Source organism: Novosphingobium sp. FG137 (genome assembly GCF_057809735.1).
Map to the genome: position 1 here is coordinate 185143 of NZ_JBMDKN010000001.1, position 21277 is coordinate 206419.

The 21277-nt window shown below is 66.8% G+C and carries 18 protein-coding genes; 14 read left to right on the forward strand and 4 right to left on the reverse strand.

Going from position 1 to position 21277, the window contains the following annotated elements; all coding sequences use genetic code 11:
* The first annotated feature begins 1 nt into the window (after position 1).
* From ACODS2_RS00750 to ACODS2_RS00765, 4 genes are all read left to right on the forward strand, one after another.
* A complete protein-coding gene (locus tag ACODS2_RS00750; protein WP_488997157.1) occupies positions 2-397 on the forward strand; it encodes a cupin domain-containing protein in 396 nt (131 codons plus the stop codon).
* 127 nt (positions 398-524) lie between these two features.
* Entirely contained in the window at positions 525-1217 is a 693-nt protein-coding gene (locus ACODS2_RS00755; protein WP_488997158.1) for an EF-hand domain-containing protein, read from the forward strand.
* 3 nt (positions 1218-1220) lie between these two features.
* Positions 1221-1979, forward strand: a complete 759-nt coding sequence (locus tag ACODS2_RS00760; protein WP_421836245.1) for a response regulator — start codon at positions 1221-1223, stop codon at positions 1977-1979.
* Entirely contained in the window at positions 1972-3396 is a 1425-nt protein-coding gene (locus tag ACODS2_RS00765; RefSeq protein WP_488997159.1) for a sensor histidine kinase, read from the forward strand. Before ACODS2_RS00760 ends, ACODS2_RS00765 begins: the two co-directional genes overlap by 8 nt.
* A gap of 47 nt (positions 3397-3443) precedes the next feature.
* Here the strand turns inward: ACODS2_RS00765 and ACODS2_RS00770 are convergent, their stop codons facing one another.
* Positions 3444-6122, reverse strand: coding sequence for a M1 family metallopeptidase (locus ACODS2_RS00770; RefSeq protein ID WP_488997160.1), 2679 nt, complete (start codon positions 6120-6122; stop codon positions 3444-3446).
* Positions 6123-6252: 130 nt separating this feature from the next.
* Entirely contained in the window at positions 6253-7827 is a 1575-nt protein-coding gene (locus tag ACODS2_RS00775; RefSeq protein WP_488997161.1) for a helicase HerA-like domain-containing protein, read from the reverse strand.
* 124 nt (positions 7828-7951) lie between these two features.
* Here ACODS2_RS00775 and pabB point away from each other — a divergent pair, with 124 nt between their 5' ends.
* The 4 genes from pabB to arfB are packed head-to-tail and all read left to right on the forward strand — an operon-like array spanning position 7952 to position 12063.
* Entirely contained in the window at positions 7952-9757 is a 1806-nt protein-coding gene (gene pabB, locus ACODS2_RS00780) for an aminodeoxychorismate synthase component I (protein ID WP_488997162.1), read from the forward strand.
* Complete coding sequence (locus ACODS2_RS00785; RefSeq protein ID WP_488997163.1) at positions 9754-10944, forward strand: pyridoxal phosphate-dependent aminotransferase; 1191 nt, start codon at positions 9754-9756, stop codon at positions 10942-10944. Before pabB ends, ACODS2_RS00785 begins: the two co-directional genes overlap by 4 nt.
* A gap of 10 nt (positions 10945-10954) precedes the next feature.
* Positions 10955-11668: an RluA family pseudouridine synthase gene (locus tag ACODS2_RS00790; RefSeq protein WP_488997164.1), complete on the forward strand. Its 714-nt coding sequence runs from the start codon at positions 10955-10957 to the stop codon at positions 11666-11668.
* Complete coding sequence (gene arfB, locus ACODS2_RS00795) at positions 11650-12063, forward strand: alternative ribosome rescue aminoacyl-tRNA hydrolase ArfB (protein ID WP_298168856.1); 414 nt, start codon at positions 11650-11652, stop codon at positions 12061-12063. The genes ACODS2_RS00790 and arfB overlap by 19 nt, the downstream gene beginning before the upstream one ends.
* Positions 12064-12231: 168 nt before the next feature.
* Here the strand turns inward: arfB and ACODS2_RS00800 are convergent, their stop codons facing one another.
* Positions 12232-12471, reverse strand: coding sequence for a hypothetical protein (locus ACODS2_RS00800; protein WP_488997165.1), 240 nt, complete (start codon positions 12469-12471; stop codon positions 12232-12234).
* A gap of 14 nt (positions 12472-12485) precedes the next feature.
* Positions 12486-12797, reverse strand: coding sequence for a hypothetical protein (locus ACODS2_RS00805; protein WP_298168757.1), 312 nt, complete (start codon positions 12795-12797; stop codon positions 12486-12488).
* A 181-nt stretch (positions 12798-12978) separates the two neighbouring features.
* On the opposite strand from ACODS2_RS00805, the gene ACODS2_RS00810 reads away from it, so the two are divergent.
* The 6 genes from ACODS2_RS00810 to ACODS2_RS00835 all read left to right on the forward strand — a co-directional run bounded on the left by ACODS2_RS00810 (position 12979) and on the right by ACODS2_RS00835 (position 21277).
* Positions 12979-13998 carry an ArsR/SmtB family transcription factor gene (locus tag ACODS2_RS00810; RefSeq protein WP_488997166.1) on the forward strand — a complete coding sequence of 340 codons (1020 nt, stop codon included), beginning with the start codon at positions 12979-12981 and terminating at the stop codon, positions 13996-13998.
* A complete protein-coding gene (gene metF, locus ACODS2_RS00815; protein WP_488997167.1) occupies positions 13995-14936 on the forward strand; it encodes a methylenetetrahydrofolate reductase [NAD(P)H] in 942 nt (313 codons plus the stop codon). The genes ACODS2_RS00810 and metF overlap by 4 nt, the downstream gene beginning before the upstream one ends.
* Positions 14933-15991, forward strand: a complete 1059-nt coding sequence (locus ACODS2_RS00820) for a homocysteine S-methyltransferase family protein (RefSeq protein ID WP_298168747.1) — start codon at positions 14933-14935, stop codon at positions 15989-15991. The genes metF and ACODS2_RS00820 overlap by 4 nt, the downstream gene beginning before the upstream one ends.
* A 115-nt stretch (positions 15992-16106) precedes the next feature.
* Positions 16107-18737 (forward strand): methionine synthase, encoded by a 2631-nt coding sequence (gene metH, locus ACODS2_RS00825; RefSeq protein ID WP_488997168.1) that lies wholly within the window; start codon positions 16107-16109, stop codon positions 18735-18737.
* Between the two features lie 159 nt (positions 18738-18896).
* Entirely contained in the window at positions 18897-20099 is a 1203-nt protein-coding gene (locus tag ACODS2_RS00830) for a cation:proton antiporter (protein WP_488997169.1), read from the forward strand.
* Complete coding sequence (locus ACODS2_RS00835; protein WP_488997170.1) at positions 20096-21277, forward strand: serine hydrolase domain-containing protein; 1182 nt, start codon at positions 20096-20098, stop codon at positions 21275-21277. Before ACODS2_RS00830 ends, ACODS2_RS00835 begins: the two co-directional genes overlap by 4 nt.

Genomic DNA, 21277 nt, shown 5'->3' on the forward strand with positions numbered 1-21277 from the left:
CATGGCGCACCAGCTCGATAGGCACCCCATCCATATCGGGCCCGGTGCGCGGGCCGTGCCGCAGCCGCCGTTCACCGGCATGGACTGGTATGGCGATTACATGGCCCGCCACGGGGCTGACGGCGCGGAAGGCCGCCTCGTCAGCCAGCATACTTTCACCGAGAGCTGGGACAGCTGGGAAATGCATCCGGCGGGCGACGAGGTTGTCCTGATGCTGAGCGGGGAGGGCGTGCTGCATCAGGTTCTCGCCGATGGATCAACCGTCGAAGTGCGCCTCGTTGCCGGGGAATACGCGGTCAATCCGCCCGGCGCGTGGCACACGATGGACCTGATTTCGGCGGAGGCGACTGCGCTCTTCATCACAGCCGGTCTTGGCACAGAGCACCGCCCGCGCTGAAACCCGCGCGACAAAGTGCGACAAAACAGTCCGCCGGCGGCATAACCCTGCGACATCCCCGGTCTAGACGGCAGTCTGCGGAAAGCCCCCGTTCCGCCTGTGCATTCTGCCTGAAGGACCGAAATCCATGAAGAAATCCACGCTCGCCGCCTCTGCGGCCGTTCTGCTCACCGCCTCCACGGCGCTCTACGCCGTCTATCCCGCCTTCGCCGAGCCTGGCCGCGACCCGATGGGCGACGCGACGGTGACCTGGGCCGATGCCAAGGCCAAGGCCGACACGATGTGGACGAAGCTGGACGTCAACAAGGATGGTGTGCTCAATGCCGCTGACCGCGAGGCCAAGATGGCCGAGATGTTCGACATGATCGATACCAATCACGATGGCTCGATCAGCAAGGCCGAATTCATGGACCACCACAAGAAGATGATGGAAGGCGGCTGGAAGGGCGGAAAGGGCCGCGATGGCGCGCCCGGTGATATGCCGCCGCCGCCTCCCGGTGCAGGCATGGGTAAGGGCATGGGCATGGGCATGATGATGGGCCCCGGCGCGCACATGCTCCACGAAATGGCCGAGAAGGCCGATGCCAACCACGACGGCACGATTACCCGCGCCGAATTCGATGCCGCCGCCAAGGCGCGCTTCGATGCTGCCGATACCAATCACGATGGCAAGCTGACCGCCGCCGAGCGCCGCGCTGCGTGGATGTCCATGCGCAAGGAGCACGGCGGTTGGGGTCAGGGCCGCGGGATGCGCGGTCATCACGGCATGGGCGGTGACATGGGCGATATGCCGCCCCCGCCACCACCCCCGGGTGCCTGAAGCATGGCGGCAGCTCCCGCACCTCTACCTGTGAGCACCCGCGTGCTGGTGGTTGATGACGAGGCTGCTCTGCGCGAGCCCCTGGCGGACTATCTTGTCCGCCAGGGGTTTGCTGCGGAGCAGGCCGCCAGCGCCGCCGAAGCCCGCGCCCGCCTTGCCGCAGAGGCCTTCGATATCGTCCTCCTCGATATCATGATGCCCGGCGAGGATGGCCTCTCGCTCTGCCGTCACCTGATCGAGGCGCGCGGCCTCCCGGTGATCTTCCTCACTGCGCGCGGCGAGGCGACCGACCGCATTGTCGGGCTCGAGATCGGCGCGGACGACTACGTGGTGAAGCCGTTCGATCCGCGCGAGCTGGTCGCCCGCATCCGCTCCGTGCTCCGCCGCGCCGCCCGTGCGGCGGGCACGGCAGACAGCGCGGCTGCGGACGAGTTCCACTACACCTTCGAAGGCTGGCGGCTCGATCCGCTGCGCCGCCGGCTGATCGACAGCGAAGGCGCGGTCGTCGCCATCTCTTCCGCCGAGTTCCGTCTCCTCGTCGCCTTCCTCGATCACCCCCGCCAGGTGCTGGACCGCGACCGCCTGCTCGATATGGTGCAGGGCCGCGAGGCGCATCTGTTCGACCGTGCGGTGGACAACCAGATCAGCCGTCTGCGCCGCAAGATCGAGCGCGACAGCCGCAATCCCGAACTGATCCAGACCGTGTGGGGCGGCGGCTACATGCTCGCTGCCGAAGTGCGCCGGGTCCCTGCTGATGGCTGAACCCGCACAAGGTCTCCGCCTGTGGCCGCGCAGCCTGCAAGGCCAGATGCTCCTTGCCATCGCGCTCGCGCTGATGGTCGCGCAGGGGCTTTCCGCCGCGCTGATGTGGCGCATGCAGCACGAGCGGCATTTCGCCGGACTTGTCAATTATGCCGCGTTCAGCCTGCTTGGCCGCAATCCGCGCGCGCAGTTTGGTCCGCCGCCACCGGCAGACGGGGAGGGGCCCGAAATCGGCTTCCGCATGCCGCGCCCGCTGCGCGTGCAGGAAGAAGCGCGCGCGCCTCAGCTTGCCGGTGATCGCCGCCGGCCCGAAATCGAACAGGCGCTGCGGCAGGTGCTCGAAGCGCAAGGCGTCGATGCCACGCAGCTCTTCGTGGCCGAGCGCGATCCGGCGCGCGATCCGGTCATCACCGAATGGCTGGCGCGGCGCGGACCGCGCATGGCCCGCCCGCTGGGCATGCCGCGCCCCCGCCTGATCGTTGCCGCGATAGGCCGCGCCGATGGCACATGGCTCACGGCGCGTCTGCTCGCCCCGCGCACCGAACGCGCGATGTTAACGACGCTGATCCTGCAGACGCTCTTCATCTACGTGGTGCTGGTCGGCGCCGTCGCGCTGATCCTGCGCCGCATAGCGCGCCCGCTCAAAGCACTCACCGCGCAAGTCGAAGCCTTTGCCCGCTCGCGCGCGCTCGCCGGACAGCTGGAGCCGGAGGGACCGGATGACATCCGCCGGCTGATCGTCGCGCACAACGCGATGGAGCGCCGCGTGGGCGCGCTGCTCGATGAGAAAGACGTGATGCTCGGCGCGATCGGCCACGATCTCAAGACACCGCTCGCCGCGCTGCGCGTGCGGATCGAGGCGGTGGAGGACGATATCGAGCGCGGCCGCATGGCGGCCACCATCGAGGACATCAACCGCTCGCTCGACGATATCCTGAGCCTCGCGCGCGTCGGCCGCCCGTCCGATCCGCTCGAGCAGACCGAGTTCAGCGCCCTCGTTGCCGATGTCGTCGGCGAATACGAGGACATGGGCGAAGACGTCACGCTGGGCGATGCGCCTCGCATCGTCATGCCGCTGCGCGCCACCTGGCTCAGGCGCGCGCTGCGCAATCTCGTCTCGAACGCGCTGCGTTATGGCAGCCGCGCCCGCGTCACCCTCCTGCGCGACGGGGGCGAGGCCGTGCTCATGGTCGAGGATGACGGCCCTGGTATTCCCGAGCACGAGATCGCCCGGATGCTCGAGCCGTTCACCCGGCTCGAAGCCTCGCGCAATTCATCGACCGGCGGCGCGGGCCTGGGCCTGACCCTTGCGCGCGCGATTGCGGACCAGCACGGCGGCTCGCTCACCCTCGCCAATCGGCAGCAGGGCGGCGAGACCATCGGCCTCACCGCCACATTGCGCCTGCCGCTCCAATAGCCCTCTCCCCTTCAGGGGAGAGGGTTGGGAGAGGGGGGGATCGCCGCTTAGTTGAGCTTCGCAATTGCCGCGGTCAGTTCGGCCCCGCGCACGTCCTTGAGCTTGCCGCACGACCGCACGCGTTCGATCGTCCGCTCCAGTTCGAGCGCGCCCGACTTGCCCGCGAACTTTGCGCGCAGCCCGTCGAATTCGTCGGCGGAAGCAACCGAGCAGAAGTTGCCGAGAATCTGCGGAAGCCGCGCGCCGAAGAAGATGCCCGCGCCGCCATTGAGCAACTCGTCGAGGTGCGCCTTCATCCAGCTATAGCCCCAGTCGCGCGTTTCGGGCGTGTAGACCACATAGCGCACGAAATTGAGCTTCTCGGACTGGCGCAGGCGCTTGTCCTGCAACTCGTCGAGCAGCCACTTCGCGGTCTCGGCGTTACCGCTCGATCCGATCGCGCCCAGCGCGGCGGGGCGGAACAGCGGGTCTTCCGAAGCGAGCGCCTTGTCCATCAGGGTCTTCGCGCCGTCGAGCTTGCGCTCGCCGAGCCAGGCATCGAAAGCCGCGCCGAACAGCGCCGGGTCGAGCGCGGACTGGTCACCGCCGAGATAGGCATCGACCGCCTTGCTCAGCTGCGCGCGCAGCGCGCCATCGCGGGCGGTGCCGGCGAGAAGCTCGACAAGCTGGACGCGGCGCTGCTGCTTCTCCGGATCATCCCCGGCATGCGCGCCCGCACGCGGATCGAGCCCGAGCGCCTTCAGCTGCGGGGCATAGAGCCCGTCGACAAAGGCGCGAAACTTCGGCTTGGCGCTTTCCGCAATCACGCCGCGATCCGCCATCGCTTGCAGCAAGCCGGTGGCATCGCCGCTGGCATAGCTGTCCGGGTTGGCGGCCAGTGCGCGCGATCCGGCGATCAGCTGATCGGCGGTGACGCGGCCTGCGTAGAAGCTGGCGTTGAGGCTGTCTTCCACGGCCAGCGCCTCGCTGCCGCTCAGACTAGGGGTTGCCGCGATCAACGCGTCCCAGTCCTTCGCGGGCAGTTCGAAACGGTAGTATCCGGTGCCGCCCGCGTTGGGCATGATCGGCCCTGCGCTCTTGATCGTCACCGTCGTGGTGGTGTCGGTCATCAGCGAGCACTGGCGGATGTCGCCCTGGCGCACGCACAGCGGAATGCCCCACTTCGTCACCGGACCCTTCATGCCGTAGCGCACGTAGCGGCTCTGGGTCACCTTCCAGCTCTGCGGTCCCGCTCTCTCCAGCGTTACCAGCGGCACGCCCTGCTGATCGGTAAAGCTCTGCATCGCGGGCAGGATGCGCGGATCGCCCGCCGCCTCGGCCATCGCTTTGAAGAATTCGGCACTCGTCGCGTTGCCATACTTGTGCGCCGCCATATAGCCGCGCACGCCGTCGCGGAACTTGGTGTCGCCCATGAACGCGGCGATCATCGCGACGACATGGCCGCCCTTGCCATAGGTGATCGTATCGAAGGCGGCGTCGATCTGGGCGTTCTTCTCGATCTTCTGGTGAATCGGCCGGCCCGCGACCAGCGCATCGATGCCCATCGCGCTGAAGCCTTCGGCCAGCGCGCCCGCGCCGATATTGAGATCGGGGCGCCATTCGTTGCCGATGCGGAAGCCCATCCAGTTGGCGAAGCTTTCGTTCAGCCAGATGTCGTCCCACCATGCCGGGGTGACGAGATCGCCGAACCATTGGTGCGCCAGTTCGTGGCTCACCACCATGCCGAAGGTGCGCTTCTGGGCGGTCGAGGCCTTCTCATCCATGACGAGGATGCTGTCGGCATAGAGGTCAGCGCCCGCGTTCTCCATCGCGCCCGGGAGGATCGGTGTCGTGATCTGGTCGAGCTTGGGATAGGGGAAGCTCTGGCCGAAATAGGCCTCGAGGTGCTGGACCACGCCCTTGGTCCCTTCGAGCGCAAAGTCGAGCTTGCCGGCGTTTTCCTTGGTCGAAACGATGCGGATCGGCAGCGGCGCCGGGCGCTGCGGCGTTGGCGGCACCACGCCTTCCACGGTCACGAACGGCCCAACCATCAGCGCCACCAGATAGCTCGGCAAGGGCAGCGTCTGACCGAACGTGTGGACGGTCATGCCGTTCGCGGTCTCGGTCTTCACCTCGGGCGCGTTGCTCACGGCCTTGAGGCCCGCGGGCGTGCGCAAGGTCACGTTCCACGGCACCTTGAAGCCGGGCTCGTCGAACGAGGGGAAGCTGGCGCGCGCATCGATCGATTCGTGCTGGGTCCAGCTGTACCAGTCATCGCCCACCTTGAGGTGAAACATGCCCGCCGGGCCTTCACCGAACGGCGCGTCGTAGTCGAAGGCAAAGGTCGTCTTGCCCGCCGGCAGCGGCGCATCGAACGTGACAAGCGCCACGCCGGTCGGATCGACCTGGCGGAACGTGCCCGAAACCGGCTGGCCGCCGACCATCGCGGTCACCTTGCCGACCTTGAGGTCGCGCCCGTGCATCCACACATAGCGCCCGGCCTTCTTCACCTCGGCGTCGATCTCGACATGGCCGGAGAAGCGCTCCTTGGTCGGATCGACGGTGAGATCGAGCCGGTAGCCCTGCGGCACCACCGCGCCATCGAGCTTGCCTACGGGCATCACGCCCGCTTCGGCAGGGATGGGAGCTTCGGTAGCCGGCTGCTGCGCCAGCGCAGGAGAAGCGAGGAAGGTGCCGGCGAGCAATGTCGCGGCCAGAATAGCCGCCTTGGGCATGATCGAACGCATGAAAACCTTTCAGGTCAAGCCGGGGTTGGCCCGGGTTGGAATGCTGCCTGCCTGCCCCGATCCTGTTGCATCCGCAACCGGATTCGACGAACCGCATGGCCCTGTCGTTGAACGACAGGCAGGCACAATATCAGCGCAGCAGCCCGCCCAGCAGCCCGCGCGCAAACCGCCCGAAGGCCGCACCGCCGATCTGCGTCGCAATCGTGCCGACAATCGCGCTGGCGCCGGATTCGATCGGCGATGCGCGGGATTTCTTGCCGGTCATCTGCGCCGCGATCACCGATCCGGCCGACGCGGCAATCGCGCCGACCGCAGCCTTGCCTGCCTTGCTCCACATCGAAGGCGTCTGGCGCGCGGTAGCCCGCTGTGCGTCCACACCTTCGGCCTCGACCTGCTGCGCGGCAGCCGCCGCATCGGCTGCCTTCTGCGCCAGCACTTCGGCGGCGGATTCGCGGTTTACGGCAGCGTCATACTTGCCGTCGAACGGGCTGACCGACTGGATCACAGCCCGCTCCTTGGGCTCCAGCGGCCCCAGCCGCGAGCGCGGCGGCGCCACCAGCGTGCGTTGCACGATCCCCGGCGCGCCATCGGCATCGAGCGTGGAAACCAGCGCTTCGCCCACCTTCAGCTCGGTGATCACCTTTCCGACATCGAGATCGGGGTTGATGCGGAAGGTCTCCGCCGCGGCGCGAATCGCCTTCTGGTCGCGCGGGGTGAACGCGCGCAGCGCATGCTGCACCCGGTTGCCGAGCTGGCCGGCGATCTTCTCGGGAATGTCGATCGGGTTCTGCGAAACGAAATAGACGCCCACGCCCTTCGAACGGATCAGGCGCACGACCTGCTCCACCTTGTCGAACAGCGCTTGCGGGGCATCGTCGAACAGGAGGTGGGCCTCGTCGAAGAAGAACACCAGCTTGGGCTTTTCCGGATCGCCCACTTCGGGCAGCGCCTCGAACAGCTCGCTCAGCAGCCAGAGCAGGAACGTGGCATAGAGCTTGGGGCTCTGCATCAGCTTCTCGGCGCTGAGCACGTTGACGAAACCGCGCCCCTGATCGTCGGTCTTGATGAAGTCGTTGATTTCGAACGCGGGCTCGCCAAAAAATCGATCCGCGCCCTGGCTTTCGAAGGCCAGCAACTGGCGCTGGATCGTGCCGACGCTCGCCTTGGAAACGTTGCCGTACTTGCCGGCCAGTTCGCCCGCATTCTCGGCGCAGGCCATCAGGGTTGCCTGCAGGTCGGGCAGATCGAGCAGCAGCAGCCCGTTGTCGTCGGCATAGCGGAACGCGATGTTGAGCACGCCTTCCTGCGTCTCGTTGAGGCCCAGCAGCCGCGCCAGCAGCAGCGGGCCCATCTCGGAAATCGTCGTGCGGATCGGGTGCCCCGCCTCGCCGTAAAGGTCCCAGAATACCGCCGGATTATCGGCATAAGTGAAGGGATCGATGCCAAGCTCCTTGGCACGGCTCTCGATCTTGTCGGCGTGCTTGAAGGTCGGGTTGCCCGGCATCGCGATGCCGGCAAGATCGCCCTTCACGTCCGCCAGAAACACCGGCACCCCGCGCGCGGAAAACTGCTCGGCCATGCCCTGAAGGGTGACTGTCTTGCCGGTGCCAGTGGCCCCCGCCACAAGTCCGTGCCGGTTTGCCCGGTCCAGTCGCAGCACCTGACGTTCGCCGCCCGCACCGAGGCCAATGTAGATATCGTCCATATGCAGTATTTCCGCGCCTCTATCGGTTTCTTCCTCGTCCCGGATTTCTTGTCCTCCGGAATGCCAGAGTAGGAAAGCGCTTTTTGCATCCGGATCAGTCCGCCGCTAAAGGCCGCTGGCAAGCATGACACAGGCCCCCTTCATTCTGCTCGACGATGCCCGCGTGGAAGGGGCAAGCCTTGCGCGGCTCTATACCGTGCCCGAGCAGATCATCATCGCGCGCCAGCCGGGAGAAGTGGAAGCTGCGCTCGCCAGCATCGGCGCCGCGCCCGGCCATTGGGCAGGGATTATCGCTTACGAAGCAGGACTTGCGCTCGAACCGCGTCTGGCGCCCCGGCTTCCCGCCCGCACCGGTGCGGCAGGCCCGCTCGTGTGGTTCGCGCGGTTCGCCGAAATGCGCGAGATGACCGAGGCGGAGGCGGAAAGCTGGCTCGATACTGCGGTGGGGGGGACGGGTCGGCTCGGCCCGCTCGATCCGCAGGTTTCGCCGGGCGGCTACGGCCTCGGCTTCGACCGGCTCAAGTCCGCAATCACGGCTGGCGATATCTATCAGGCGAACTACACCTTCGAACTCGGCGGATCGTGGGCGGGTGATCCCCTCGCCATCTACCGCGCGCTGCGCGGTGATGCCCGCTCAGGCTATGGCGCGGTCCTCTGGGATGGCGCGCACTGGCACCTCTCCGTCTCGCCCGAGCTGTTCTTCACGCTGGCTGAGGGCCGCGCCGAAGTCCGCCCGATGAAGGGCACCGCCCCGCGCGGACGCACGCCGGAGGAAGACGCCGCCTTCAAGGCCGCGCTCGCCGCCAGCGTCAAGGATCTCGCCGAGAACCTGATGATCGTCGATCTCATGCGCAACGATCTTGCCCGCGTGGCAGAGCCTGGCAGCGTGCGGGTGGAGGCCCCCTTCGCAGTCGAGACCTACCCCACCGTCCACCAGATGGTGACCACGGTTCACGCCCGGCTCCAGCCCGGCGCGGACGCGCGCGATCTCGTTCGTGCGATTTTCCCCTGCGGCTCGATCACCGGCGCGCCCAAGATCCGCGCAATGGAACTGATCGACGATATCGAGCGCGACGCGCGAGGGCTCTATTGCGGCGCGATCGGGCGGATCGATGTTCCGGCAGATCATCAGGCTGGTGACGCTGCCTTCAATGTGGCAATCCGGACGGTGCGGCTGCTTCCGGACTACTCGGGGGCGGGCCGGGGGCGCGCCACGATGGGGGTCGGTTCCGCAATCGTTGCGGATTCCGCAGCCCTCGCAGAATGGCGCGAATGCCTGGTGAAAGGGGATGTCTTGCGTCTGGAGGCCAGCAGCGCCGATCTGATCGAGACCATGGCGTTCGATCCCGCGCAGGGCATTGCGCTGTTGGAACTGCACCTCGAACGGATGAAAGCCAGTGCAGTCGAACTCGGCTTCGAATTTGATCGCCACGCCTTGCGCAACGCGATCCACGTTTTGTGCTTCGATCTCGATGCGCCGTCGCGGGTGCGGTTGCTTGTCTCTAAAAGCGGTGCCCACGCGCTCGATGCCTCCCCCATGCCGCCCGCCATGCCCGATCCCGCGATCTGCGTGGTGCTCCCGCTCCCCGTGGCAGAGGGCGATTGGCGCCTCCGCCACAAGACGAGCGACCGCCACTTCTACGAAGACGCCTTGCGCGCGGCCAAGGCTGCCGGTGCGCACGAAGCACTGCTGCTGCGCGATGATGGCCGGCTGACCGAGGGCAGCTTCACCAACCTGTTCGTGCCGCGCGGCGATGGTCTGGTCACCCCGCCCGCTGCCTTGGGCCTGCTCCCCGGCGTACTGCGCCGCAGCCTCCTCGAAAGCGGCCGTGCGGTCGAAGGTGATGTCACGATGCAGGATCTCGAGGCGGGCTTTTTCATCGGCAATGGCCTGCGCGGCCTGATGCCTGCCAAGCTGCTCGGCGCATGAGCGAACCGCACTACAGCGCCGCCCACCTTAGTCCGGCATTGCAGCGCATCGCCGCCTCGCGCACCACGGTGATGACCGATCGCGCCATCGCGCTGCGCGGTGAAGGCCGCGATATCATCTCGCTTTCGGTGGGGGAGCCCGATTTTCCCACTCCGCCGCACGTGATCGCAGCCGCCAAGGCCGCGCTCGATGCAGGCGATACGCGCTACACCGCCGTCCCTGGCACCGCCGCCCTGCGCGAGGCTGCGGCGCTCCACTTCGCGCGCGATCTCGGCATCGAAGTGCCGCCCGCGCAAGTCATCGTCAGCGCGGGTGGCAAGCAGGCGATCTTCCTCGCGATGGCTGCCACCGTCGGTCCGGGCGACGAAGTCCTGATCCCCGCGCCGTGGTGGGTCAGCTACCCCGAAATCGTCCGCTTCGCCGGGGCCGAACCGGTCGCGATCCCGACCACGCCCGCGACTGGCTACCGCATCAGTGCCGAACAACTCGAAGCCGCAATAACCCCGCGCACGCGCTGGCTGCTGCTCAACAGCCCCGGCAACCCCACGGGCGCGGTCTATTCCGTGGACGACCTCGCCGCGCTCGGCGAAGTCCTGCGCCGCCACCCGGATGTGCTGGTCCTCAGCGACGATATCTACGCCCCGCTCCGCTACGGCGCAGGCGCGCACGCCACGCTCGCGGTCGTCTGCCCCGATCTGGCCGAACGGGTACTCACAGTCTCGGGCGTCTCCAAAAGCCATGCGATGACCGGCTTTCGCATCGGTGTCTCCGCCGGGCCAGGGTGGCTGATCGGCGCGATGGCCAAGCTGCAGTCGCATGCCTCGGGCAACCCCTGCTCGATCAGCCAGGCCGCCGCCGTTGCGGCCTTTACCGGGCCGCAGGATTTCCTGCTCGATTGGCGCGAGCGCTTCCGCGTGCGGCGCGATATGTCGGTCGCCGCGCTCAATGCCGTGCCTGGGCTTTCCACCCCCGTGCCCGATGGCGCGTTCTACTGCCTTGTCGATGCCGGCCCGCTGATGGCGCGCTTCGGGGATGACGAGGCGCTGGCATTGCACCTGCTGGACCACGGCGTCGCGGTCGTCGCGGCCTCGGCCTTCGGCGGGCACGACGGTTTCCGCATCAGCTTTGCGGCAGACGATGCCCGCCTTGCCGAAGCCCTTTCCCGCATCGCCAAGGCCCTGAAATGACAATGGCGCAATGACCACGCTTCCCATCCTGTTCGAGGACGCCGAGGCGCTCGTCATCGACAAGCCCGCCGGCCTGCCCATCGATCGCCCGCGCGCCGGGGGCACCAGCCTCGAAAACTATCTCGATGCCCTGCGCCTCGGCTTCCAGCGCTTGCCGCTCGCGGTCCATCGGCTCGATCAGGATACCTCGGGCTGCCTGCTCCTCGCGCGCAACGCCAAGGCGCACAAGCGCTTTGCCGCCGCTTTCGAGGCGCGGCAGGTGGAGAAGGTCTATCTCGGCGTCGTCGCCGGTCCTGTCGCGGAAGACACTGGAACTATCGCGCTCAACCTGTCCAAGATCAGCAGCGCGGAGAAGGGCTGGCGGATGATTCCCGCGCGCGCCGGAAAGCCTGCCGTCACGCATTGGCGCGTGCTTGATCGTAAAGAGGGTATGACCCTCGTCGAATTCCGCCCCGAAACCGGGCGCACTCACCAGATCCGCATTCATGCGCTGGCAGGGCTCGGTGCGGCACTGCTCGGCGATCCGATCTACGGCAGCGGGGCCGATGCAGCGAGGGGCGCGCGGCGCACCATGCTCCATGCCGCCGCGCTCACCGTCCCGCGCGAAGGCAAGGCGCCGATTGCCGCCACCGCGCCGCTCCCGGCCGATTTCGCCGCACTGGGGTTTGTCGCGGCCCAGCCCGAGGCCGAACCCGAGGCCGAGTCATGTCCACCGACGCCCTGATCGAACGCGCCCTTGGCCTGATCGAGGAAAGCTTCATCGCCTCGGCCGGGCCCGGCGGGCAGAACGTCAACAAGGTGGCGACGGCGGTGCAGATCCGCCTCGACGTTTTCGCGCTGCGCCTTGAGCCGCAAGTGTTCCATCGCCTCAAGGAACTCGCCGGCAGCAAGATGACCGCGCGCGGCGAGATCGTGATGACGGCGCGCAGCTATCGCACGCAGGAACAGAACCGCGAGGACGCGCGCAGCCGCCTCGGCGATCTGCTGCGCGAGGCCGCGACATTGCCCGCCCGCCGCGCGAAATCCCGGCTCAACCGCGTGGGCAAGACCGAACGTCTGGCAGGCAAGAAGAACCGCAGCGCCATCAAGGCCGGGCGCGGCAAAGTGCGTTTCGATTAGGCCGTAAACTCATGAACCGCGCCATTTGGTCGCCCCGAAGGGGTTTAGCCAGAATCGCCCATTGCTGCGTCGGAAAGGCTTGAGATATCGAGATATCCCTGCGCCTTCCCTCCTTGCACTGAGCCATTATGCCCTAAACCTCGATGGCGCGGTTTATGAGTTTACGGCCTAAGGCTTCGCGCTGGCGCTGCCGGTCGCCCCGGCGGCCGGAGCAGTCGCCAGATCCGCCGGGACGGTCGCATCCACCAGCGGCGGGGCAGGGCGCTTTTCCAGCATTTCCGCCGCTTCATCGAGCGCGCGGGCTTCACCCACGGTTACGCCGCCCGGCCCCGGATCGGTGTCTTTCTGACAGCCGCCGAGGCAGAGCGCTGCGGGGAGCAGCGTGGCGGCGGCCAGCGCCGCGCGCATGCTCCCCGCGCCGATCACTGCTGCGGCTTCTGCTCTTCGGCGGCAGCAGCGGCTGCGGCCTTGGCTTCCTCTGCAGCCGAAACCGCGCTGTCGGCGGCGCTCTTGGCAGCGTCCTCGGCGCTCAGCGCGGCCTGCGAGGCATCGGCGGCGGGGGCCGGGGCGGCAGCCGAAGGCTCGGCCGAAGGCAGCTCGTCAGCGGGCATCTCGACGTTGTCGGCAGTCGCGCCGGCCGAAGCGTCGTCGGTCTTGCCGCAGGCACTCAGCGCAAAGGCGGCCGCGCAAGCCAGCACGGTGGCGAGGCGCTTGATCTGGGTGGTCTTGGTCATGTTAGTCCCTCAGGCTGTTCGATATGATCGGTTCTCGCGGCACACCGCCGCTGTGCCGGCGCGTTCTAGTGCGCCCTCCCTGCCATGGCAAACCTCAAACCACCAACCCGGCTTGTTATTGGACTGTTATGCCATATAAGGAATTCCTTATATGGCTTGCATGATATAAAGAAGGCTTTATATGCCTATCACGATGTCCGTGCTCGAAACCCTCCGCGCCTTGGCCGATCCTACCCGGCTTCGCATCATGCGGCTGCTGGCCAGCATGGAACTGGCCGTGGGTGAACTTGCGCAAGTGCTCGGCCAAAGCCAACCCCGCGTTTCGCGCCACATCAAGATCCTCTGCGATGCCGGCCTTGCCGAGCGCCGCCGCGAAGGCGGCTGGGTGTTTCTGCGCGCGGCGGTCAGCGAGGGCGGCGCGCCCGATGCGCTCGGCACCGCACTTGCCCGCGTGCTGATCAGTGCCGAGTCCGCCGATGCCGATTTCGGGGCCCAGTGCGCCGAAGACCGACAGCACCTCGGCGTGATCCGCTCCGCGCGCGAAGCCAGCGCGGCGGACTATTTCGCCCGTCACGCCGCCGAATGGGATGAACTGCGCAGCCTCCACATCGCCGATGGCCCGGTCGAGGCGGCCCTGGGCGAAATGCTCTCCGGCCAGATCGGCCGTCTGCTCGATGTCGGCACCGGCACGGGCCGCATTGCCGAACTGTTTGCCGCGCGCGCCCAGCATGTCACCGCGCTCGACAAGAGCCCCGAAATGCTGCGGCTTGCCCGCACCCGGCTGCAGCATCTGCCGGCCGGGCACGTCAGCCTCGTGCAGGGTGATTTCGCGCAGCTGCCATTCCCCGATTCCGGCTTCGATACGGTGCTGTTCCACCAGGTCCTCCACTATGCGCTGGCCCCGCAGGCCGTGCTGGCAGAGGCCGCGCGCGTCACCGCGCCGGGCGGGCGGGTGGTGATCGTCGATTTCGCCTCGCACGAGCGCGAGGAACTGCGCACCGCGCATGCCCATGCCCGCCTCGGCTTTTCCGACGCGCAGGTTGCCGCGCTGCTCACCGCTGCCGGGTTCGATCCCGCCGGTGATCGCGCGCTTCCGGGGCACGAACTCATCGTCAAGATCTGGACCGGCGTGCGCCGCGAGGGCCGCGCCGCCATCAGCAAGTTTCCCGGCACCGAGTTTCCAAGACTGGCAGCACAATGACCACAACCTTCGATCAACTGCGTGAAGCCCGCACCGCGCTCGATACCCCGCTCTTTGCGGGACTGCCGGGCGATATCCGGGTCAGTTTCGAATTCTTCCCCCCGCGCACCGATCCCTTGATGGAGCAGCTGTGGGAAGTGGTGACCACGCTCGCCCCGCTGCGGCCCAGCTTCGTCTCGGTCACCTATGGCGCGGGCGGCTCCACGCGCGACCGCACCCACGGCACCGTCGCGCGCATCATCAAGGAAGCGCGCCTCCCCGCTGCCGCACACCTCACCTGCGTTGATGCCAGCAAGGCCGAAATCCGCGAAGTGGCGGAAAGCTACTGGGAAGCGGGCGTGCGTCACATCGTCGCGCTGCGCGGGGACATGGGCGCGCCGGGCGTACCCTTCACGCCGCACCCCGATGGCTATGCCAATGCGGCGGATCTCGTCGCCGGCCTCAAGCAGATCGCGCCGTTCGAAATCTCGGTCGCGGCCTATCCCGAAAGCCACCCGGATTCGCCCAGCGTCGAAGCGGATGTCGACAACCTGAAGCGCAAGCTCGATGCCGGGGCCACCCGCGCGATCAGCCAGTTCTTCTTCGAGCCAGAGACCTTCTTCCGCTTCCGCGACAGGCTCGCCGCCGCCGGGATCACTGCGCCGGTGCTGCCGGGCATCCTGCCTGTCTCCAACGTCGCGCAGACGCGCAAGTTCGCAGCGGCCTGCGGCGCGCAAATCCCGGCATGGATGGACGGCCTGTTCGAAGGGCTCGATCATCATCCCGCCTCGCGCCAACTCGTCGCGGCGACCATTTCCGCCGAGTTCTGCCGCCGTCTTTACGCAGGCGGCGTGCGCGATTTCCACTTCTACACCCTGAACCGCGCCGAGCTGTCTTACGCGATCTGCCACTTGCTCGGCCTGCGCCCCGAACGCGCCCCGCTGGAGCAAGCTGCATGACGATTACCCCATCCGCTGCTCGCACGGCTCTGCTCGAACAGGCCAGCAAGCGCATCCTCATCACCGACGGTGCTTTCGGTACCGAAATCCAGAACTGGAAGCTGACCGAGGCCGACTACGCCGGCACGCTCGGCCTTTCGCGTGATCAGAAGGGCAACAACGATATCCTCGCGCTTTCCGCGCCACATGTGCCCGAATCGATCCACCGCGCCTATTTCGCGGCGGGTGCGGATATTGCCGAAACCAACACCTTCTCTGCCAACCGCATCAGCCAGGCCGACTATGGCGCCGAGCATCTGGTGCGCGAAATCAATCTCGAAAGCGCCAAGCTCGCCCGCCGCGTGGCGGATGAATTCCAGGCCGATGATGGCCGTCCGCGCTTCGTCGCCGGTGCCATCGGCCCGACCAACAAGACCCTCTCGCTTTCCCCCGACGTCAACGATCCGGGCTTCCGCGAGATCGACTGGGATTTCCTCGTCGAAGTCTACCGCGAACAGGCCGAGGCTCTCGTCGAAGGCGGCGCTGATTTCATCCTCGTCGAGACGGTGTTCGACACGCTCAACGCCAAGGCCGCGATCATGGCGGTGCGCCTGCTCGAACAGCAGCTCGGCCGCGAAGTGCCGATCATGCTTTCGATGACGCTGACCGATCTTTCAGGCCGCAACCTCTCGGGCCACACGGTCGAAGCCTTCTGGTACGCGGTGCGCCATGCGCGCCCTGTCACCATCGGTCTCAATTGCTCGTTCGGCGCGTCGCAACTGCGCCCCCACGTCCGCGCGCTCTCGCAGATCGCGGATACGCTGATCATGGTCTACCCGAACGCGGGCCTTCCCAACGAACTCGGCCAATACGACGAGATGCCCGCCACCACTGCCGGCCTCGTCCACGAATGGGCCGAGCACGGGCAAGTCAACGTGCTGGGCGGCTGCTGCGGCTCCACACCGGAACACATCGCGGCCATCGCCCGCTCGGTGCAGGGCCTGCCGCCGCGCGTGCTGCCTGGACACCAGACCGCCACAGCCCTGGCCGGGCTCGAACCGTTCGTGATGGCCTGACCAATCTCCCCTTCCGCTTGCGGGAGGGGCCGGGGGAGGGCCTGTTGCCGCTCCCCGAATCGAACATACCCTCCCCTAGCCCCTCCCGCCTGCGGGAGGGGGACTGGAACCCGAAATGACAACCGATACCGCAACTCGCCCCACCGGCTCATCCTTCGTCAACGTCGGCGAACGCACCAACGTCACCGGCTCCGCCGCGTTCAAGAAGCTGATCCTCGCGGGCGACTACACCCGGGCAGTCGAAGTCGCGCGCCAGCAGGTCGAGAACGGCGCGCAGATCATCGACGTCAACATGGACGAGGGCCTGCTCGATGCGGTCCACGCCATGACCACGTTCCTCAAGCTGATCGCCGCCGAGCCTGATATCGCCCGCGTGCCGGTGATGATCGACAGCTCGAAGTGGGAGGTGATCGAGGCCGGGCTCAAGTGCGTTTCGGGCAAGCCCATCGTCAATTCGATCTCGATGAAGGAGGGCGAGGAAGCCTTCCTCACCTCGGCGCGCAAGTGCATGGATTATGGCGCCGCTGTCGTCGTCATGGCTTTCGACGAGAAGGGCCAGGCCGATACCAAGGCGCGCAAGGTCGAGATCTGCGCGCGCGCCTATGACCTCCTCCTCGGCATTGGCTTCCCGGCCGAGGACATCATCTTCGATCCCAACGTGTTCGCCGTCGCCACCGGCATCGAGGAGCATGACCGCTACGCGCTCGATTTCATCGAGGCCGCGCGCGAGATCCGTGCCCGCTGCCCGCACGTCCATATCTCGGGCGGCCTTTCCAACCTCTCGTTCAGCTTCCGCGGCAACGAGACTGTCCGCCGCGCGATGCATTCGGTGTTCCTCTATCACGCGATTCCGGCGGGAATGGACATGGCCATCGTCAACGCCGGCCAGCTCGATATCTACGACCAGATCGACCCGACCTTGCGCGAGGCCTGCGAGGACGTGCTCCTCATGCGCCACCCGGACGCCACCGAGCGGCTGATCAACCTTGCCGAAAGCTACAAGGGCAAGGATGCCGTCGCCGAAAAGGCCGCCGAGGAATGGCGCGGCTGGGACGTCGTCCGCCGCCTGGAGCATGCCCTCGTGAAGGGCATCGACATGTACGTGGTCGAGGATACCGAGGAAGCCCGCGCCGAAATCTTTGCGCGCGGCGGCAGGCCCATCGAAGTGATCGAAGGCCCGCTGATGCAGGGCATGAACACGGTTGGCGATCTGTTCGGATCGGGCAAGATGTTCCTGCCGCAAGTGGTCAAGTCCGCGCGCGTGATGAAGAAGGCGGTCGCACACCTCATCCCGTTCATCGAGGCGGAAAAGCTCCCTGGCGCGCGACCCAAGGGCCGGATGATCATGGCCACCGTGAAGGGCGACGTCCACGATATCGGCAAGAACATCGTCGGCGTCGTGCTCCAGTGCAACGGCTACGAAGTGATCGACCTGGGCGTCATGGTGCCGTGGTCGAAGATCCTCGAAGTCGCCAAGGCCGAAGATGTCGACATGATCGGCCTTTCCGGCCTGATCACCCCCTCGCTCGACGAGATGGTGACCGTGGCGGAGGAAATGCAGCGCGCGGGCTTCACCATCCCGCTCCTCATCGGCGGTGCGACCACCAGCAAGGTCCACACGGCGCTGCGCATCGATCCGGCCTACAAGGGCCCTGTCGTCCACGTGCTTGATGCCAGCCGCGCGGTCGGTGTCGCCAGCCAGCTTTTGTCTGACACCCAGCGCGATGGCTTTGTCGAGGCGACGGCGCACGAATACCAACACGTGCGCGATCTGCGCGCCGGCAAGGAGGCTTCGGTCCTCCTCAGCCTCGCCGATGCCCGCGCCAATGCCTATGCGCCCGATCTTTCGGAAAAGGCGCCGCCGCCCGAACAGCCCGGCATCCATGTCTTCCCCGAATGGGATCTCGCGGACCTTGCCGAATGCATCGACTGGACCCCGTTCTTCCGCGCCTGGGAGCTCGCCGGCAACTACCCCGCGATCCTCGATGACGAGATTGTTGGCGAAAGCGCCCGCTCGCTCTTTGCCGACGCGCGCAAGATGCTCGATCAGGTGATCGCGGAAAAGTGGTTCACCGCAAAGGGCGTCGCGGGCTTCTGGCCCTGCCACCGCGAGGAAGACGATGTCGTGCTCTACCTCCCGGAGGAAGAGCGCCACGTGCGGCTTCCCTTCCTGCGCCAGCAGATCCGCAAGAGCCGCGACCGCAAGAACATGTGCCTTGCCGATTTCATCGATCCGCAGGGTGATTGGCTTGGCGGCTTCGCAGTCGGCATCCACGGCATCGAGCCGCATCTCGCACGCTTCCAGGCCGCGCACGACGATTACAACGACATCCTCCTGAAGGCCCTCGCGGACCGCTTCGCCGAAGCTTACGCGGAACGCCTGCACCAGTATGTGCGCACCACGCTCTGGGCCTATGCGCCGGGCGAGCAGCTCACCAACGAGGCGCTGGTCCGTGAGCAATACCGCGGCATTCGCCCCGCACCCGGCTATCCGGCTTGCCCCGATCACAGCCTCAAGCCGATCCTGTTCGATCTGCTGAGGGCGCAGGACAATGCCGGCATCGTGCTCACGGAATCGCAGGCAATGCTGCCGACCGCCGCTGTCTCCGGCTTCTACTTCGCGCACCCCGAAAGCCAGTACTTCGGCGTTGCCCGCATCGGCCGCGATCAGGTGGAGGACTACGCTGTCCGCCGCGGCTTCGATCTTGCAACAACGGAACGCTGGCTGCGGCCCAATCTGGATTGATCGCGCCGCGCCCACACGCTTCGCCCTTCTTGCGAAGGCGGGAAACCGGAGCGATTCGACACTAATGTCTGACTTTATCCACGACCTCCAATCACCCGGGATGCAAAGGCAATAGCCCTTGCCCGGCAGAGGCAATAAAAGTCTCACGCTATGGCGACGATGAGCACCTCCGAAATCTTCCTGATCGCACTGACGATCATCCTTGCCGTTCCCTATGCGGTCTGGCGCCTGCTGCGGACGGACCACTATGCCCCGCTGGTGGTGGTGCAGATCGTCGGCGGCATCATCCTCGGACCCGGCGTGCTCGGCGCCGCGTTTCCCGGATACTACAGCTTCGTGTTCAACCCGCAGGTCATCGGCGCGCTGAACGGCGTGGCGTGGTGGGCAGTGATGATGTTCGTGTTCGCCGCAGGGCTCGAACTCGATCTCGGCGATGCGCTCGGCAACTGGCGCGAGACGGCGATCACCGCAGGCTGCGCGCTGATTTTCCCGCTCCTGCTCGGCGCGGGGGCGGCCGCGCTTCTGCTGCAGGAACCGGGCTGGATCGGGCCCAAGGGAAACTACGGCCAGGCCGTGCTCGGCATCGGCATGGCCTGCGCGGTCACGGCGCTTCCCATCCTCGTGCTGCTGATGGAAAAGCTCGCCATCTTCCGCACGCCCTTCGGTCAACGCCTGTTGCGCTATGCCAGCCTTGACGACGTGCTGATCTGGGGCGTCCTCGCGCTGATCCTGCTCGATTGGGAGCGGGTCGGGCGGCAGGGGCTGTTCCTCGTCATCTTCGCGGTCGCGGCCTGGGCCGTGCGCCAGCTCGTTGCGCGGATTGGCGAGAACGACCGCTGGTACGTCAGCCTTATCTGGCTCTCCGCCTGCGGCTTCGCGGCAGACTGGTCGGGCCTGCACTTCATGGTCGGTGCGTTCCTTGCGGGCGCTGTGCTCGATGCCAAGTGGTACAGCCGCGAGCGGCTCGACGCTTTTCGCGAATTCCTGCTGCTTGCGGTCATGCCGGTGTTCTTCCTCTCGACCGGCCTGCGCACCAACTGGGGCGTTGGCGGCACGGCCGTATTCGGCGCGGCGGCGCTGTTCCTTGCCGCAGCCGTGATCGGCAAGCTTGCCGGCGTGCATCTTGCCGGCCGCATTCTCGGCTGGACCAAGGGCGAGGCAGCGGTGATCGGCTGGATGCTCCAGACCAAGGCGCTGATCATGATCATCTTCGTGAACGTGCTGCTCGACAAGCAGATCATCACCGCGGAAACCTTCACCGCCATGCTGCTGATGGCCGTCGCCAGCACGATGCTGACCGTGCCCAACGTCCGCCCGCGCCTTGCTCGGTTGGGGCTGGGGCTCGGGGCGGGGCAGGGGTGAGGGCGGCTCTCGCCCTCCTCGCAGCGATCTTGCTCCCGGCAGCTGTGCGGGCAGAGCCGCCCGCAACTGTCGCCGTTACCTTCGATCGCCACACGATCCGCCCGGTCCTCGCCGAAGGGCTGGCGGATCGCGCCAGCGGCCGCAAGGCCACTGCCGATGATCCGGTCCGCGTGGCCTCGATTTCCAAGCTCGTCACCACGCTCGGCGTGCTGCGGCTGGTGGACGAGGGTAAGCTCAATCTCGATTCCGATGTCTCGGTCTGGCTCGGCTGGCCCCTGCGCCACCCGCAGTTCCCGGATCGCCCGATCACCCTGCGCCTGCTTCTCTCGCACCGCTCGGGCCTGACCGACGGCGCGGACTACATCATCCCGCTCGGCGAAACGCTGCGCCAGCGCCTGGCCGATCCCCGCGCCTGGGATGCCGCGCATGGCCCCGGGGATGATTGGTTCCACTATACCAACCTCAATTTCCCGGTGGTCGCCTCGGTCATGGAAGCTGCCACGGGCGAACGCTTCGATCGCCTGATGCAGCGCCTTGTCCTGAAGCCGTTGCGGCTTTCCGCCTGCTACAACTGGTCTGGCTGCGATGCCGCCGCAGCCGCCCGCGCGGTGGTGCTCTACCGCGCCGATGGCAGCGTCGCGCGGGATGATCTCAAGGGCGCATTGCCCGCCTGCCCGGTCGTGGTGATCGAGGGCAAGCCCTGCGATCTTGGCGCCTACACCCCCGGCTGGAATGGCGCGTTGTTCTCGCCGCAGGGCGGTCTGCGCATTGCGATGCGCGATCTCGCCCGCATCGGCCAGATGCTCGCGCGCGGCGGGCGCGGCTTCCTTTCGCCCGCCAGCTACGCCGCGCTCACCACCCCTGAGTGGCGCCTCAACGGGCACAATGGTGTTGGCGAAAATGGCGAGCCCGATGGCTTTTTCTGCGCCTATGGCCTCGGCCTCCAGCCGATTGCGAACCGCATGGAAGGCTGCCACGACGACCCATTCGGCGATGGCGTCCCCCGGCTCGGCCATCCCGGCGAGGCTTATGCCCTGCGCTCCGGCCTCTGGCTCGATCCGAAAACCGGCCGCGGCATCGCCTTCTTCACCACGGCGGTGCCCGATGATGCCGCCAAGGGTGCAAGCGCCTTCACCGCCGCCGAAGAAGCCGTGATCGCGCGGGCGCGCAGCCGATAA